At 26.2% G+C, this 18610-nt stretch carries 13 protein-coding genes and 1 rRNA gene; 12 read left to right on the forward strand and 2 right to left on the reverse strand.

Annotation, left to right across the window (positions count from 1 at the left end):
• Window position 1 precedes the first annotated feature (1 nt).
• The 8 genes from cmk (at window position 2) to rsmI (ending at window position 7377) form a co-directional block, all read left to right on the forward strand.
• Window positions 2–667, forward strand: coding sequence for a (d)CMP kinase (gene cmk / locus EXC44_RS01970; RefSeq protein WP_129621490.1), 666 nt, complete (start codon window positions 2–4; stop codon window positions 665–667).
• Window positions 667–1974: a ribosome biogenesis GTPase Der gene (gene der / locus EXC44_RS01975; RefSeq protein ID WP_120160555.1), complete on the forward strand. Its 1308-nt coding sequence runs from the start codon at window positions 667–669 to the stop codon at window positions 1972–1974. Before cmk ends, der begins: the two co-directional genes overlap by 1 nt.
• A 337-nt stretch (window positions 1975–2311) precedes the next feature.
• The gene (dnaX, locus tag EXC44_RS01980; RefSeq protein ID WP_129621492.1) at window positions 2312–4165 is read left to right on the forward strand and encodes a DNA polymerase III subunit gamma/tau; all 1854 of its coding nucleotides are present in this window, start codon (window positions 2312–2314) and stop codon (window positions 4163–4165) included.
• A 21-nt stretch (window positions 4166–4186) separates the two neighbouring features.
• The gene (locus tag EXC44_RS01985; protein ID WP_129621494.1) at window positions 4187–4474 is read left to right on the forward strand and encodes a YbaB/EbfC family nucleoid-associated protein; all 288 of its coding nucleotides are present in this window, start codon (window positions 4187–4189) and stop codon (window positions 4472–4474) included.
• Between the two features lie 3 nt (window positions 4475–4477).
• Complete coding sequence (locus EXC44_RS01990) at window positions 4478–5074, forward strand: recombination protein RecR (RefSeq protein ID WP_129621496.1); 597 nt, start codon at window positions 4478–4480, stop codon at window positions 5072–5074.
• Window positions 5075–5085: 11 nt separating this feature from the next.
• Window positions 5086–5733: a dTMP kinase gene (tmk, locus tag EXC44_RS01995; RefSeq protein WP_129621498.1), complete on the forward strand. Its 648-nt coding sequence runs from the start codon at window positions 5086–5088 to the stop codon at window positions 5731–5733.
• Window positions 5733–6653, forward strand: a complete 921-nt coding sequence (locus tag EXC44_RS02000) for a DNA polymerase III subunit delta (protein ID WP_129621500.1) — start codon at window positions 5733–5735, stop codon at window positions 6651–6653. The genes tmk and EXC44_RS02000 overlap by 1 nt, the downstream gene beginning before the upstream one ends.
• The gene (gene rsmI, locus EXC44_RS02005) at window positions 6646–7377 is read left to right on the forward strand and encodes a 16S rRNA (cytidine(1402)-2'-O)-methyltransferase (protein WP_129621502.1); all 732 of its coding nucleotides are present in this window, start codon (window positions 6646–6648) and stop codon (window positions 7375–7377) included. The genes EXC44_RS02000 and rsmI overlap by 8 nt, the downstream gene beginning before the upstream one ends.
• A 1215-nt stretch (window positions 7378–8592) precedes the next feature.
• On the opposite strand, the gene EXC44_RS02010 is transcribed toward rsmI, so the two are convergent.
• The gene (locus EXC44_RS02010; protein ID WP_129621504.1) at window positions 8593–8832 is read right to left on the reverse strand and encodes a hypothetical protein; all 240 of its coding nucleotides are present in this window, start codon (window positions 8830–8832) and stop codon (window positions 8593–8595) included.
• A 215-nt stretch (window positions 8833–9047) separates the two neighbouring features.
• On the opposite strand from EXC44_RS02010, the gene rrf reads away from it, so the two are divergent.
• The 4 genes from rrf (at window position 9048) to asnA (ending at window position 13080) form a co-directional block, all read left to right on the forward strand.
• A 5S ribosomal RNA gene (gene rrf, locus EXC44_RS02015) occupies window positions 9048–9153 on the forward strand.
• A gap of 140 nt (window positions 9154–9293) precedes the next feature.
• Complete coding sequence (locus tag EXC44_RS02020) at window positions 9294–10784, forward strand: hypothetical protein (protein ID WP_129621506.1); 1491 nt, start codon at window positions 9294–9296, stop codon at window positions 10782–10784.
• A 115-nt stretch (window positions 10785–10899) separates the two neighbouring features.
• Entirely contained in the window at window positions 10900–12012 is a 1113-nt protein-coding gene (gene dnaJ / locus EXC44_RS02025; protein ID WP_129621508.1) for a molecular chaperone DnaJ, read from the forward strand.
• A gap of 84 nt (window positions 12013–12096) precedes the next feature.
• Window positions 12097–13080, forward strand: a complete 984-nt coding sequence (asnA, locus tag EXC44_RS02030) for an aspartate--ammonia ligase (protein WP_129621510.1) — start codon at window positions 12097–12099, stop codon at window positions 13078–13080.
• 37 nt (window positions 13081–13117) lie between these two features.
• Here asnA and EXC44_RS02035 read toward each other — a convergent pair whose 3' ends face one another.
• A complete protein-coding gene (locus EXC44_RS02035; protein WP_129621512.1) occupies window positions 13118–18610 on the reverse strand; it encodes a hypothetical protein in 5493 nt (1830 codons plus the stop codon).

Here is an 18610-nt window from a genome sequence, read left to right on the forward strand (position 1 = left end):
TATGAAAGTAAATATAGCAATTGATGGACCAAGTGGTGTAGGAAAATCCACTGTAGCAAAAGAACTTGCTAAAATTCTAAATTATACCTTTATAAATAGCGGAAGTATCTACAGGGCTATTGCTAAAAATGCTATTGACAAGGGAATTGATACTCGTGATTCAGCTAATGTCATTACCACTTTAGAGGATGGGATGATTAAACTTTTAGATAATGATAAAATTGAACTTTATGGGCAAGAAGTATCATTAAAGCTACGAGCTGATTATATTTCCCAAGTAACACCAAACGTGGCTAAAATTCCCCAGGTGCGCAATTTTGTTGTTAACCAAATTCAAAAGATCACAAATCATTGCAAAGGTTATATTATCGATGGCAGAGACACAACTTTTAAAATTATGCCTCATGCAGAAGTTAAAATCTTTCTTTGGGCATCACCTGAAGAAAGAGCTAGAAGACGCCTAGCTCAAAATAAAGAATTAGGATATAATGTTAATTTCAATGAAGTGTTATTAGAAATTAAAAAACGTGATGAGCAAGATATGAATCGCGAAATTGATCCATTACATAAAACAGAGGATTCAATCTTTATTGATTGTTCTAATTTATCACTTGAAGAATTAATTGCAGAAATATTAACAATTGTTAATAGTAAAAAGGGTAATTAATGAAAAATACAGTAGCAATTATCGGAAAACCAAATGTTGGTAAAAGCACCTTATTTAATCGAATTATAGGAAAAAAAATATCAATTGTATACGATCAACCTGGTGTAACTAGGGATCGTTTATATGAAACAATTACTTGATCAGGTCAGCAAATTAAATTAATTGATACAGGTGGAATTGAAATTGAAAATAAACCTTTTCAAGAACAAATCCAAATTCAAGCTAAAATCGCTATTGAAGAAGCAGATGTTATTATCTTTGTTTTTGATGGTAAAAACGAGATATCTAATGATGAAATGTTTATCATAAATATTTTACGCAAAAGCAATAAACCCATTATTGCTGTTGCTAATAAACTTGAATCAAATCAAGATTTTGATTATGGATGATACGCTTTAGGTGTTGATGAAATCTTCCCTATTTCTGCCTTACATGGTGAAGGTGTTGGTAATGTTTTAGATGCATGTATGAAATATTTAGATTTTAGTGATAAAGAACAAAATCAGCTCTTTAGCTTATCAATTATTGGTAAGCCCAATGCTGGTAAAAGTTCGCTTCTCAACAATTTATCTAAAGAAAATAGATCTATTGTTTCAGATATCCCTGGAACCACTAGAGATAGCGTTAAATCAATCGTTAATATTAATGGGATAGATTATAAAATCATTGATACAGCAGGAATTACTAAAAAGTCAAAGCTAATTGAAAGTGTAGATCATTACGCATTACTTAGAGCTATGAATTCCTTAGTTGAATCAGATTTATCTTTAATAGTGATTGATGCAACTCAATCTAAAATCTCTCATTTTGACTCCAGAATCATTGGCTATGCTCTGGATCATGACAAACCAATTATTGTTGTCGTTAACAAATGAGATTTAATACAAAAAGAAACTAACACTATGGCCCAATTTGAAAAACAACTACGTGCTAAGTTTCACTTCATACCTTGAGTACCAATAATCTTTATCTCAGCTAAATTTAACCAAAGAATTAATAAATTAGGTGATAAAATCAATGAAGTAAAAGAAAATCTAGAAAGAGATATCAAACCTTCATTATTATCATCGTTAATCTTAGAAACTCAAAGCATTCAGCCAGCTCAGCCATTTAACGGTGGTCGTTTAAATATTTATTACGCAAGAAAAGAATTAGCTAAAATACCAACTTTTACTTTTTTTGTTAATAATAAGAAATACCTTCATTTTTCATATCAAAGATTTCTAGAAAATCAATTAAGGCAAACCTTTAATTTTGATGGTTGCCCAATTAAATTAAATTTCAAAAATAAAAACGGAGTGGAATAAATTTTTTAAAAATATTTTAATTTTTAAAAAATTATTATAAAATTAAATTTATACATATTTTATAAAAGGAATACACATGCGTAAAGAAGTTAGATTAAAAAATAAATTACGTCTTGAAAAAAGAAGAGCAAAATTAGCTAAAGAACATGCAAGAGACGTAAGAAGACAACAAAGAGCACAAGAAGCTACTGCTTAATTTGTTGTAATATTTGCACAATATTGTGCTTTTTTTATTCTTTTTTCATTATAAAAAAAATAAAAAAATGCAGTTTTATATGCTTAGTTTTATTTATAATTATTAATGTACTTTTTGAAAAATAAAGGGGGTTTTTAGTCTATGGATAATTACAAAACACTATATCGTAAATATCGTCCAAAAACATTTGAACAAGTAGTTGGACAAGAATACGTTGTTCAAAGTTTGAAGAATTTATTGATAACTGGTAAAGTCGGTCATGCTTATTTATTTTGTGGACCTAAGGGAACAGGTAAAACTTCGCTGGCTAAAATTTTTGCTTCAGTTTTAAACTGCATTCATAGTGGTAATCCAGCCAAAGCTTGTGATGTATGTCTAGTTAATAATGATAAAAGTTTAGATATCATTGAAATGGATGCAGCTTCAAATAATGGAGTTGATGAAATTAGGTTATTAAAAGATAAAATTGAACAAGCTCCAATTAATTCAAAATATAAAATCTATATTATTGATGAGGTGCATATGTTAACTAAATTTGCTTTTAATGCTTTATTAAAGACTCTCGAAGAGCCACCACATCACAGCATCTTTATTTTAGCTACTACTGACCAACAAAAAATACCCTTAACAATTCTTTCAAGGGTCCAAAGATATAATTTCAAGAGAATGACTGATTCAAACATTATAACTCATCTGAAAGAAGTCTTGGACAACGAAAAAATAACTTATGAAGAGAACTCTTTAAAAATGATTGCTTTATTAGCTACTGGTGGTATGAGAGATGCTTTATCAATAGCTGACCAAGCTAGTTCATTTAATGATAATCATATTAGCCAAAAATCACTAGAATCTAATTTTGGGTTAGCTTCAATTGATAATTATATTAAGCTACTTAATACAATTATTAACCTTGATTTAAATATGTTAATTAGTTTGCTTAATGAATTTAATAATAATGGCTCAGATGCTAATCATTTAATTAGAGCATTAATGAACATTAGTAAAGAATGATTATTATATTACAAAACAAAAGAAGAAAGTTTTTTAAATTGAACTACAAAGTCACAAATTTTAAGCATTAATTTAAATTCAAAAAATGCTGTAGTTTTATATGATCATTTTTATAAAATTTTATTTAATATACAACAACATGAAAACCCCTATGAATTATTGCAAATAGAATTAATTTCATTAGTTGATAAACTTAGTCCCCAAGTACCATTTGGTGAAAATATAAAAGAAACTAGCTCTGTTGTTAAAAATCTTGAAACTTCAAAACAACAAAGTATCACTTCAGTTCCAACGCAAAAACTTAAACAAGATCAAATAGCAGAGCCTCCAAAACCACAATTTAATGATTTTTTTGCTTCCGCAAGTGAAGATAGTTTTCTTAATGATAGATTTATTCCAGCAAGTATTAATAAGCTATCTAAGCAAGAAACTACAAATTCAAATCTGCCAATTGAGTCACAGCAACTTATCAATGAATTTTTTTATTTAAATAATCAGTCAAATCAAAAAAGTATTGATACATCATCTTTATTAGTATATGATGAAAAAATCTATGATGATATTATCAGTGTTTGTGTTTATTCTTCACGTGAAAAACAATTTAAAAACATTGATTACACTCAAAAGTATAACAAACTTAAGCAAGATGCAGAGATAATTTCTAGTACTATAAATAAACAATACTATGAAGAAAAAACACTTTTAAAAAATGCTAAAATATGAATCGCAACTGAACATGCAATTGTAATGGTTGTTCAAGAAGAAGCAAATTATTTGGACAAACTTCGCTCAAAAAGCAAAGATAGTAATATGCAGTATTATATTGATGATATTTTTGAAAGTGGTTTTAAAAAACTTTATTTCTTGACTAACAAAGAAAAGCAAGAACTTATTGCTAAAATTAAAGCATTGCAAGCTGCTAATAAACTTAATGATTACATTAAAGAACCTCAGCCAGAAATTTACTTTACACCTAAAAATTAATCTTATTTAAAAGGAAATGTTATGAACCCAGAATTATTAAAGAAATTTAAAAACTTACAAAAAGAATTAGAAAATAAACAAGCAGAACTAGCTGCTAAGGAATTCGTTGTTGAAAAACAAGGAATTAAAATTATAGCTTTAGGAAATAATGAAATCAAAAGCATTGAACTCGATGAGATCCTAATAGATCCTGATGACAAAGATTTATTACAAGACCTTCTTGTTGTTGCATTCAATGAATTAATTGATAAAATAAAAAAAGAACAAGATGAAATGACACCAGCAATACCTGGTGGATTGCCATTTTAAAACATGTTTAATTCAGAGAAAATTAATGAAACAATTCTTAGACTCACCAAATTACCAGGTATAACTAAGAAAACTGCTGAGAAGATTATTTATTGAATCTTAGAATCTTCTGAGCAAGAAGTAAATTTATTAGCTAATTCATTTAAGTCTTTAAAAGATGACATTCTTTTTTGCCAAATGTGTACGGCACCGTTGTTTGCAAATCATGAATGTTCTGTTTGTAATGACCAAACAAGAGAAAATAAATTATTAATTGTTGAATCTTTGCAAATTATGCAAAAAATAGAAAAAGCAAAGTTTTATAAAGGTAAATATTTTGTCTTTCGTAAAAAACTTTTATCTGAAACAATTATTAACAAAGAAATGAATTTAATTAATGAATTAATTACTTATGCGAGAACTTTTGACGAAGTTATTTTTGGTATTTCTCCAAATATGGATGGAGAAATAACTAAGCATGTTTTAAGAAAGTTTTTAGAAAAATTAAACTTAAATTTAACAGAATTAGCTGTAGGATTACCGGTAGGTTCTTCTGTTGATTATATTGATGAAATTACCTTAAAATTATCGTTAGAAAATCGTAAAATAACACCTAAGTAAAGGAGATTATTATGTTTATAACATTTGAAGGATTAGATGGCAGCGGTAAAACTACAATTGTTAAAGAATTTGCCAAAAAATTAAAAGAACGTTTCCCACACAAAGAAATTATTGAAACTAGAGAACCAGGTGGAAAAGACCTAGTTGAAGCTGAAAAAATAAGGGAAATAATCTTAGATAAATCTAGCGATCTATCGCCAATTGCTGAAGCTATGCTTTATTCAACTAGTCGTAGAATCCACTTAGAAAAAGTCATTTGACCTGCTTTAGCAGATGGTAAATTCGTGTTATGCGATCGTTATATTGATAGCTTTTATGCTTACCAAGGTTATGCCAGAAGCCTTGGGTATAAATTCGTCAAAGATTTAACTAATTTAATTATCGATGGAGCTATTCCTGATCTAACTATTTTCTTAGATATTACACCTGAAGATGCTAAAAAACGTAGAGATAATTCAAGATTATTCAATGACAGATTAGAAAATGAAAATCTTGAATTCCACCACAAAGTTTATCAAGGTTATAAACATTTAATTAAAGAAGATCCAAAGCGTTTTGTTATTATAGATGCTTTACAATCTCCAAGTAAAATTTGCGATGAGATTATTAGTAAACTTTTATCAATTCCTGAATTTTTAGAATTTGTAACTAAAAACTAATGGAAAATATCTATAGCAAAATAGCAAAACTTAGTCATAATAACAAATTAGCACATTTATACCTTTTTGATACAAAAAGAATTTTTAATGTAAAAAAAGAAATCTTGAGTTTAATTTATACATTAAATGGCCTTAGCCTTCCAGAAATAATTTCAACAAAATTAGACTTAAATAACTTATTTTCCAATGTTTATTACTTAGATGGAAGTGGAGAAAAAATAAAAAAGGAAACTTTGGAAAATTTCTTTTCCAAAGTTAACCTAGACTCCTTAGAACAAAAATACAAGCACAAACTTGCTGTTATTGAAGATTTGCAAAATACTCAAAAAGAATCATTAAATACAATCTTAAAAGAAATCGAGGAACCTTCAGAGAATGTTGTAATTTTTATTTTTTCCAAAAATTACAAACAATTACTTCCAACTATTTTATCTAGAGCTCAACTTTTAAAATTACAAGAAATAAAAGAAAATTCGGATCAATCAAACTCTTCGTTTTCAATAATAGCAAAACTTTTTGCAAACTACGACAAAGTTTTGTTTGAGGAATATCAAAATGCAACATACCAAGATTTATTTGATAAATATTTAAAAATATTAAAAAATACCCTCAAAAAACCATTAAAATTTTGTTATTTATATTTAGAATTAAATAATGATTTAAACAAAGAAAATAAAGCTCAAAATAAATTTATTTTAAATATTTTAAAAAGTATAGTTGTAGGTATTAATATTACAACTGTAAAAAATAAATATATTTCTGCTATAAATGATTTATCAAAAGAATTTTGGAATACTTATCCAAATATAGGAAGTTGAGTTAAAGATGTTAATAGTTTTTTTGAATCTTTAAAAACTAATGCTAATTTTAAGATTCAAAAACAAGTGTTACTGATTAAATTAGGAGAAATTTATGGCTAAAATCTACATTGTAGGAACTCCTATAGGTAATTTAAATGATATAACTCTTAGAGCTTTAGATACCTTAAAATTTGTTGATATCATAGCTTGTGAAGATACTAGAGTTACCCAAAAATTACTTGATAAATTCGAAATAACTAATAAGAAACTTATTATTAATAATGCTTTTACAGAATTAAAAGTTGCTAAAAAAATAATTGATCTAGTTCAAAAAGGAAGAAATATTGCTGTTGTTTCTGATGCTGGTATGCCCGCTGTTTCTGATCCTGGCTTTAGCATTATTAAATTAGCAAGACAAGAAAATGTTCCACTTGAATTTATCCCTGGAGTTAGTGCACTAACTTTAGCTTTTGTTGGTTCAGGTTTTAGTAATAATTTTACATTTCTAGGGTTTGTTAAAGATAAAACTTCGCGAAGAATAAAAGAGTTTAAAACAATAATAAAAGAATTTAATCATACTTATGTTTATTTTGTTTCACCACATAAGTTATTAAACACATTGCAAGATCTCTTTAGTGTATTTAATGATTCAATAAAAATATCTTTAGCTAAAGAATTAACTAAGATTCATGAAACTTGACTTATTGATAATCCCTCTAACTTAATTGACTACTTTAGTTCCTTAGATTCAATTAAAGGTGAATTCACTATGTGTATTACGTTACCAAAAAATAAACACAAAAAAATTAATAAATATCAAGAGTTTTCAAAACACAATAATTAATTGTAATAACAAATAATTTCTAATCAAAAATACCTGAGTTATCTATCAGGTATTTTTTCTAATATTTAGTTTTTAGTTTGTCTTTGGAATAAGGTCAAACTGTTTATGTTAAACCTAAAAATAAAATGTTCAATATTTCATAAGGATCAGCGCTATATAACTAGGAGGATATTCTCAAGTATAATTATGTTCTTCATAACTATCAATGTAATTAATTATCCTTTTATTATTATGTATATAATAACACTAAAAACCACTATTGCAGACTTAGATTTTATGTGTATTGTTTCTATAATAATGTTTTTTGTTTTTACACATTCTCTAAAACAAGTTTTGAGTACTTATGATGCAAAATATCATAAGTTACAAAATCTTTTGGTTTAGAATATAAGTAATATCTGTGCATAAATTGTTTGTACAGTTTAATTATAGCTTCGTTTAACTAAATCATTATACTTAATAGTTGTATTTTTAGTCACACTGCCTTTTATTGCCGAGTTGAAAAGTGTATTGGTTTAACTTCTTAATATAATTTACTAGAATTTATATGAATATTGTAAACTTCAGTTATGTATTTAGCAAGTCTGCGGTAAGCATATCTTCCTATATTTATTATTAAACTGTGATGATAATATCTGCATGTTTAATTAAATTGTAAAGGCTTTTAGGTTTATATTTTAACTTTTAGTACTATTATTCTTGAAATTAATAAAATTTTAAATTTCACTTATATCATTTACGCTTCTATTAATTAAGTTTTGACAAACGATTTCCTTGTAATACAATATAAGTTCTTTAGTAAATTCTGAAATTAAACTAGAATAGGAAACTTTTTTACTTTGTGGTCCTGACCCTTTACCTATTTTATGTCTTTCTCGTTATGAGATTTTACCATCATATTAAAATGATACAAATTTTAATTTCTTTAAGCTTAATAAAGAATTTTCAGTTGAGTATTTTATCCAATTATGTATGAAATTTATTTAAATTTAGTTAAGTTAATTTTTAAATTAAAATAACCATTATGGACTGGAAAATCCTAAATTATTCTTTTTTATAAAATGCCATATATGCACAAAATTATTATTTAAAACCGTGTTCTTTTGTTAAGACACTATTTTAAGCTTAAAATATTATCTTTTTTAAAGTTTTGTAAGAAATTTTTTCCCTTATATCAGAACCATATTCAGAATAATAATAAGTTTTAAAGGTAAGTTAGTTATTTGTTAAAGCGCTGTTTAAAGTAAATTTACATGTTTTTAAATATTTTTTAAACTCTAATTCAATTTCTGAATCACTAACTTTACAGTTTCTTTGTTGATTTTTATTTTTATGAGAGATAACAATTTCTTGATTACTTTTTATAGCTTTTTTATATCTTTTTACAGTTGACACACTAAGGTTTGTAATTAAACTAAGATAAGATAAAGATTTTTCAATATTTTTAGCAATCAATTTTAAAGATTGCTGTTTTTTTTAATTCGTATTTTGTCAAGTTTTTGTGCTTTTCTAAGTCATCTATTATTTTCATAAATAATTTATACCATTTTTTTAATAAAATTAGTTCAGTTTTAAAGGGATTTATATTGGTACTAAAATAGTTGTTATTGGACACACATGGCAAAAAAATAAAAAATATTTTGACTTTTATTTTTTTGTGTTATACTTTTATCAGTGGTTAAAGCAAGAGGGATCACCTGAATCCATTCCGAACTCAGTAGTTAAGCCTCTTTACGCCGACGATAGCCTAAAGGTGAAAATAGGAAGCCGCTGTTTTTTTATTTTTTTTAAAAATATAAAAATATAAAAAATATTTTATATTTAACAAACTAGAAGCTAAGAAATTTTGATTGGATATTATAGTATAATTACACTGGTAAAGCTTCAAATTAACTTTACCAAAAGGAGATAAAATTATGAAAAAAAGTTTAAAAAAATTTTTTACTTTATTATCTACCTCATTAATAGCACTCCCAGTTATGGGACTAAGTGCTAATACAAATCAAACTAATGATAGTGCATATTTTGAAAGAACTATTACTGAAAATGGTAAAAAATATCATGTAGTGAATGTTAGTTTTGAGTTAAAAGATAATGAAATAAAAGATCTTAAATCAATGTATTCTTTTATTAGTTTTACATTAGAACATCCAAATGTTAGTGGTGGAGATAATGTAATGTATTTAGGATACACAAATAAAGTAGAAGAAATTACAATTAGTTTTAAAGCAAGTGGTGCTAAACTTCAAAATGGCAAATTTAATGAAGCTACAAAGACATATTCGGTGGATGTTAAATTTGCAGCAGAATATGCTTGAACAGCATCAAACTTTAAATTTGAAATTGGCCTTGGTGGTAGACAAATTACCCTCAAACCAAAAAGCCGTTCAGTTGTGGGGCAAAGTAGAAGCTCTGTAAGACAAACATCATTAGAAAAATTGAGCCATGAAGAATTATTAAAATTGGCTGCTAGTGTAGAAACTTACAGACCAGAAATCAAAAATCCTTTTGGATCAAAAGTTAAAGATTTTGCTTTTATTCCATTAGATGAGAAAAAAGTAAATAATAGAAATACTTCACATATGGTTAATATTAATCCAGCCACTGGAAAACCATATTTGAACATTTATGCAACCAATGAATATACTGAAATATATCCATATGATAATCAACTCTGGTTAGTTCCAATTTACCAAGTGGTAATTCCTAATAATCACAAATTTTCAAAAAATGGTAATATGAAAATGTACTTAAATATGACAATTCAACAAGATGGACAAAGCACTGGTAACGTATCATATGTTGTTGATAGTAGTAAAGCTGAACTTATTAAAAACTTAGGTTCTAATAAGGCAGATCTTAGTATTGTTCCAAATACATATAAAGTCGATGATGAATTAGGATATATAACATTTCAATTACGTTTAGGAACTAGATGAGATCCATCTAAAACTAGAATTGTTATGTCATTTAATGGATACAGAAATGGTTCATATTTTGAAGTAGCTGGTAAAAATAGAAAAGTTGGTGAAGTTCAATTAACTAAATGACAACAAAATGAAATTTGAAAAAGAGGAACATGAAATAAATATGTTTCATTAAACAATCCTTTAAACTCGAATTTAGAGGGCAAAGAACTAACAATTGAATTATCTCACCCTGACACACCTAAAACAGCTATGAAGTATACTATAAAAGGCGGTATGTTAGTTCCTGTTAATGGTTGAACAAACAAAGTTAAATTCAGTGCTTATGTTAAAAATGGTTTAAAGTTACTAAATGGAAATAAATTAGGATTTTATGTTGAATTTAGCAGTTTATTTGATCCTACTAAAGCTATTATAAAAGTGACTTATGAGGGAAAAACCCAAGAAGTTAAAATGCCTAATTTTTGGGATTGATTTTAGTTGTAACTAGAGTCATTTTGCAAATTCAAATATTCTGAATATTCCGAATATTTTCTTAATATTCTTTTTTATTTTTTATTAGCAATAAAATATGTTTTGTGCTAAAATAGATATCATGAACAATAAAAGAGATTATTATGAAGTTTTAGGACTTAATAAAAATGCAACAGATCAAGAAATAAAAACAGCATATCGTTCTCTTGCTAAAAAATATCACCCTGACAAGCTAAAGGATGGAACTAGTGATAAAAAAATGCAAGAATTAAATGAAGCATACGAAGTTCTTTCAAATAGTGAAAAACGTAATTTATATGATAAATATGGACATGAAGCAGTTAATGGTTATAACGGTGCAGGAGCTCAAGACTTTAATGCTTCAAGTTTCGCTGGTTTTGGAGACATCTTTGGTGATTTCTTTAGTAGCTTTACTGGTGGCACACGAAGAAACGCTAGCTATGCAGCAAGAGGCTCAGATATTAAAATTATTAAACGTATATCATTTATGGACAGCTTAATGGGAATTGAACTTAAAGAAACATTCCCAAAATATGAGCTTTGTTTACATTGTAATGGTTCAGGAGCTGAATCACAAAGTGATATTACAACCTGTCAAACTTGCAAAGGACAAGGGCATACAGTTCGTCAAGCGCGCACTATTTTTGGTGTTATGAGTGAACAAGTTGTTTGTTCTAATTGTCAAGGAAATGGAAAGATCATTTCTAAAAAATGTAGTAATTGCAAAGGACATAAATATACAAAAAATAATAAAAGTGTTAAGATTCCAATTGCTCCAGGAACTGAAGATGGAACATCATTAAAACTCCAAGGGTACGGAGAGCCTGGAGTTAATGGTGGACCTGCCGGGGATTTATATATTTATATTAAAGTAGACAATCATAAATATTTTGAAAGACGTGGCAATGACTTATTTTTAGAATTCCCTGTATCGTTTATTGATATTATGCTTGAAAACAATGTTAAAGTTCCTACACCATATGGAGAAGTAACTATTACACTGAAAAAATCATATGAATCAGGTCAAGTAGTTAAAATTAGCGGAAAGGGTGTTCAAAACAAATATCGTACTGGTGATTTAAAACTCATATTAAAAGTTGTAAAACCTGAATTATCACGTTCACAATTTAAAGAATTAATTAAAATATTCCAAACGTTAGATGATACATCAAACCAAGATTTCTTACAAACTGTTAATAAAACTTTAAAATAGTAAATATTAATACGTTATGCATATTGCATAACGTATTTTATAAAAATAGTTTTTAATTTATTATTTATCATATAAAATAGTAATATGTATAAAAGTAAATTAAACATAAAGGAAACACAAAAAGCAATTCAAAGCTTAAAGAAATATTTCCAAACATTATTACAAGAAAATCTAAACTTGACTAGAGCAACTGCTCCTTTATTCTTATTAAAAGAAACTGGATTAAACGATGGTTTAAATGGTGAGGCAGCAGTAGGATTTTCGCCTAAAAACCAACCAGAAGTTCATTTAGAAATTGTTCATTCGCTTGCCAAATGAAAGCGTCATGCTCTAAAACAATATAATTACTTGCCTCGTGAAGGAATTTATACTGACATGAATGCAGTAAGAAAAGAAGAAGATTTAGACTTTACACATTCATATTACGTTGACCAATGAGATTGAGAAGTAATTATTAACAAAGAAGATCGTAATATTGCATTTTTACAAAATACTGTAAAGAAGATTTACTCAGTTTTATATCAAACTAAAGAATTATTAGTTAAAGAATTTCCAAGTTTAGAAAATAATTTATCAAAAGATTTATTCTTTATTACTGCCCAAGAATTAGAAGATTTATATCCTTCGCTTTCATTAAGTGAAAGAGAAGATGCGATTGTAAGAGATAAAGGATCTGTATTTATTTATCAAATTGGACATAAGCTCAAATCAGGTTTAATTCATTCATTACGTGCTTTTGACTACGATGATTGAAATTTAAATGGTGATTTATTAGTTTATTCAAAAGTACACAACAAAGCAATTGAACTTTCTTCAATGGGTATTAGAGTGAACCAAGATTCAATTGTTAGTCAAAGCAATAAAACTTTAGAAGAAGTAAAAAGCCTTTCTCCTTACCATCAAAGTATAATTGAAAATACCTTACCTTTAACAATTGGTGGTGGGATTGGTCAAAGTAGAGTAAGTATGTTTTTATTAGAAAAAATGCATATTGGTGAAGTACAAGCTAGCTACTGACCTGAAGAATACCGTCTAGAATTAAAAGAAAAAGGAATTATTTTATTATAAAAAAGTCACTCAAAACTAAAAGTTTGATGAGTGACTTTTATTTATTTCTTTTTTTAATTTTAAATCAGTATAAAGCAATTCCAAGACCTATGAAAACTCCGAAGGTTAAGAAGACTAGTCCTAACCCAACTGATCTATTAGTAGCCAATCTATTAGATACAGCTATTTCGCTTTGCTCGCTTTCTTCTAATAGTGTAAGAACAGATACTTTTTCTTGTTCAAAAGTATCATAATCATAAGTTCTGCTAATTTTTTCAGTAGCTTCTTTTACTAAAGTTTTATCTTGATATTTTTGAATATCTTTAATAAATTCATCTTTTTTAGCTTCAAAAACTCTATAAAAAGCAGGAACTAAATATGAATTAAATAATTTTAAGAAATCTAAGACTTCATCCTGGTTAGATATAGATCTCATTTTTTGTTCAAAAGCTTCTTTAACAGCTTGATTTTCAACAGAGTTAATTACGTATTTGAAATATTCTAAATTAACTTCTAAGTTATTTTTAGCGTCCTCTAGTATTTTAGTAGTATTATCAATTACAGTTTCTTTTGTAGTTTTTTGATTGTTATAAGCATCCTTGGCATCATTATATGCTAATTTATAAGCATCAGCACTACTTTGGCTAAAGTATTGACTCATAGTTACAAATTCATTGTCAACTAATTGTTTTAACTTAGCTAATTTTTGATTTTTATTTGTTTCAAAATCTGAACTCTTAGTTTTAATATCATTTATAGCTTGGATTAAAACTTTATCAGTTATAGAATCATTATTTATAAAATTATTTATATAACTTTCAGCTGTTTTGATTGCTTCTTGGAGCGGCTTAATTGAGTCAGTTCATAAATCTTTATAAATTTCTTCGATTTGCTTTGCTTTTTCAAGTTCATTTGATAAATCACTATATGTCTTTGCTGCATTAGTAGGGATTAAATTATCAAAAGAAGAATTTAAAGCTTCATTAATAATCACTAAGGTATCACCATCTAAAGTGTCTAAATTATTACCTTCTAATAAATATGCATTTAAATTAATTAAATCATCTAATTTTTTTAATGAATCTTGAGTATATAAATTACGAGATAATTTTTTATATCTATTATTTAAATCAAAAAATAATGATTTAGTTTTATTGGAATATTTTAAGTTATTTTGAGCTTTTATTAAATTACTTAAGGTTAATGAATATTTGGCTTCATCTAATAATTCTTTGTTAGCTAAAAGATTTTTTGCATTTTCTAAATAATAAGTATAAAAGGCAAAAGAATCACTGGTATAAAGATTATTTTCATTAACTACAGCGTTTTGGACTAAATCACTAAGTTTAGTTGTATTAAGAATATATTTATTACCTTTATTACTTAAATATTGCACTTCATTTTTAAAGTCATCAATAGTTTCTTGTGTTAAAGTATTATAAGTTAAAGAGTTAATTGCATCCGATCTTAAACTGTTAAAAGTTTTTTTATCAGTTTCAGACCAACTTTCAAATGAACTAGGAATATTTGATAATAGTTTATTTAATTCAGCTGTTGCAACCTTTGAATTAGATCCTTTATCAACTAAACTAAGAGTTTGAATATTAGGATTTTTTTCTTCTCAACTAAAGGTTAATTTTTCAAGTTTTTGGTTTGCACTAATTGGTATGCTAAATGACATTGAGTTTAATACAAATTTACCAAGAGTTATCTCTTGACTTTGACCAGTATTTGTGTTAACTAAGGTAGCTTTAATGTAAGTTCTACTTGAAGGATTATTACCAAAAATAACTAAATTTTTGTTGTTAAAAACATTGTGGTCTACTTCAAAAGAAAGAGAGTCAACTTCTTTTTTAGTTCTAAATATTTCAGTTAAATTAGTATATTGTTTATTATTTACAAGGTTAATTACACTTTGTCCGTTAAATTTGTAATTAGCAACATTAACAAGTTTATGTTCTTGATTATTAATTACTATTTGATTAATTTCAAGATCTCTATTTTGTGGATAATTATCTAAAATTTGGAGTCTTATAAATCTTATACCTTGAAGATTTAAATTATCATTTCCCCAATATCTATGATCAGAATGTTTTGGATCAAATAATCCATAAATTGTATCTTCTAATTTATTTGTATTACTAATAGCACCATTTTCTTTAATATTAAAACCATCTTTTCATTCTAATTTATCAGGTGAAAATTGAATTTTTATGTTTCTTGGGAAATTAAATGATTTATTAGCAGCATAAAGTCTTAAAGAATTAATATCTTGGAGTCTACCTAAATCATAAACAATGGTTTGGTTAGTTCTAGGATTAATAAAAATATTGCTTGTTTCAAAATTATTGTCAAATTCAGATTTAATTTTTTCTTTATCTTTTACTTGTGCTGTTGAAGCAATATCAACATTACCAAATAAAGAATGATCTTCAGTATAAACTTCTAAATTACTGAAATTAAAACTTGTTGCACCACTAGCTGAATTTCTTATCGATAAATATCTTGCTTCTAAAGGACTAGTTAAATTACCAATATCACTAATTTCATTTCAATTATACCCGTCATTTGAAACAAAATATTTAATATTTTGATTACTTATTCTTGAAGTAATTTTAGTAATATTTAAAACTTTTTTAAAATCAAAACCTAATATTTCACCAGAATCTAATTGAATATTAGTAGTATTTTGAGTTTTGTTATTTAAAATAAAATTACCAGCTTCATATGAAGCTTCAAAATTGCTTGCTTTAGCTTGATTTGAAAGGTATAAATAATTTTCTGAGATTTCCTTTTTATCAACTAAATAAACAGATTTAACACCTCATTCAGTACTGCTATTTTCAATAGCTACAAGTCTAATACCATTAATTTTGCCAGTATTTGCAGGAATATTAATATTAACTGTTTCAATATCTGATGTTATTTGTGGAATAATATCAGTATATGTATCATTAACTATTTTTTGAACTTTAAATTTGTTTAATAATAAACCTGGTTCTTGGATTAAGCGAATTGTTGATACTTCTCTGTAAGTAGGAAATAGAATATCTAATGAATCATTAGATTGGATTGCTCCACCACCTTTATGAGTTAAACGGGCATAAGTTGTATTATTATTATCTGTAATTAAGTTTAGGCTGTTATTTTCAAGGTTATTAGAAAGATCTAAATTAGTGCTATAAGCACTAATAGATTCATTAGGACTTACAACATTTTCACCACCAGCTAAAAAAGTTCCAATTCTTAAGTTAACATCTAAAGCTTTATGGCTTTGAATTCTAATTTTATCTGTACTTTGCGCATATCCACCAATTACATGACGTTTGTCATTATTTAAACGAAGAGAACCAAAGTTTTTTCATGAATTAGAACTATAATCATAGTAGGTAATACTAAATTCAGATAATCTATTATTAGGATTATTAATTCCTTGTTCCACTAATACTGAAGTAATAGTTCTTCGAGTTGGATATTTAATTGTTAAATTTCAATTCTCTGGAAAAGCATTTTCAGGAGTATGTCTAATAATTCATTCAGTATTAGGGTTTAAATCAGCAATATTTTGAACTCTTCCACCTGTTGTACTAACATTACCTGATTCAGCTTGAATAAAACTTCCATCTGTATATCATGTTGCATTAGTTGGTCTTGAATTTGGTGATGGCTCAGTAGTTTGAGGAACTTCAGATAAAGAGCTACCAAAAACCATAATTACTAATTCTTCAGTTTTAGGTAATAATACTTTAGTTCCACCATTAAGTGGGTTATCACCATCTAAAGTAATATTTTCTAACTGGCGGTATAAACTAATAACTTCATTTAAAGTAAATTTAGTTCTTGAAACTAAATTGGCTTTAATATATTCTAAAACATCACTAATTTTTAAGTTAATATTAGCGATTAATAATAATTTATCAAGCCATGGTTTTAAAACTAAAATTAAACCTTTAGGTTTGTTTAATAAAATATTTAAATCTTGTTTTAGGTTTTCAAAATAATTTCTAAAATTATTAATTTCCTTGTTAGTAAAACTTTTATCAGGATATTTAGTGATTATAGAATTAAATAAATCAGTGACATCTTGACTTTCAGTATTTCAGTCAACTGATGAAGTACTGTTAGTTATTTTAGTATTTACAATATGCTTAGAGATATTTAAAAATGCATTTGCTGTAACTGAATTATTCTCTTCAAGTGTATTTTTAATAATATCATAATTAAATTGTTCTTTATTGTCATCATTTTTAAATCAAACAGAAGTTAAGTGATTTAATAAATAATTATTTAAAGCTGCACTATTACTTAGGCTAACAGCATATGCACTAAATTTAGTTAATGCTTCTTTGTTAATGCTTAAATTATTAAATAAATCTAAATTTACTAAACCTTCATTTGCCCCTTGCGGTCAATTTAACAGCAATCCAGCTTTTTTATTGGTATTAGTATTATATCTTGTGATAAAATCTACATCAAAATTATCATATTTTGTGACACCAAAATTTAATACTGTAACGTATTTAGATAAGTTTTGAAAAGAATTATTAATTGTATTTGAATTTAATGTAGTAAAGTAATATAAATCTTTATTTTGAGGCTTTAATCATTCACTTAAATCATTTAAGACTTTAGTAAATAGTTCGTAATTAAAATTAACTGTATTTTTAACTACAAAACCAAAATCATCAACACCATGATCAATTAACTTTTGCATTTTAGTTTTTAAGATATTTAAATCAAAATCATAATATTGTCCATCATTAATTGGTTCTATACTTAAAATATCTAAAGTATAGACAAAGTTTAAATTGTACATTTTAGCAAGACTAGTTTTAGCTTTAATTTTATCTAATTCATCTTGATTATAATCTTCCCTTCAATCTAATTCATTAAGATTTAAATAAGCATATTTATTAAATCTATTTGTAGCAGCTATTTTTATATTAGCTTCTAGCTCTTGATTATCTGAATTATTTGTATCATAAACTAACCTTTTTTCAACATCAAAATAATTATGTATTTTAAAATCTTTAAAGGTATTGTTATCTAAATTATTAAAAATAGTTTTTAAATCATTTAATGCATATAAAGAAGTTTTAAAATCATTAGCTTGGATAAAAATTTTGTCATTTTCTGATTCAATGAAATATTCATCAATTTTATCTTCACTAAATTGATTGCCAACATTATATTTAGCAATTAAATCCTCATATGAACCAATACCAAATATTATGTTAGTGTGGTTAATATTAGCATCATTAAATTTATGTGTAAATTGGACATTAAAAGCTTTATTTCTCAAAAATGTTTCAAGGTCTTTTACTATCTCGTTATTTCAATGTTTTTCATCTAAGACAATATTAATATCTTTTTTAACTGTAAAGTACTGATTTTTATAACTAAAATTTTGAACTGGTAGATATTTAATTAATTCATTTTTTTGTGGAGAAGTTATCTTTATATCAATTTCATTAGAATTAGAGATAACTAAAGGTATAAAAAAAGAAGGAGTTAATAATAAAGATTTTTTAAGATGTTTTTTAATTTTCAT

Origin of the sequence: Mycoplasmopsis bovirhinis (assembly GCF_900660515.1) — a bacterium.
Classification (GTDB): domain Bacteria; phylum Bacillota_I; class Bacilli_A; order Mycoplasmatales; family Metamycoplasmataceae; genus Mycoplasmopsis; species Mycoplasmopsis bovirhinis.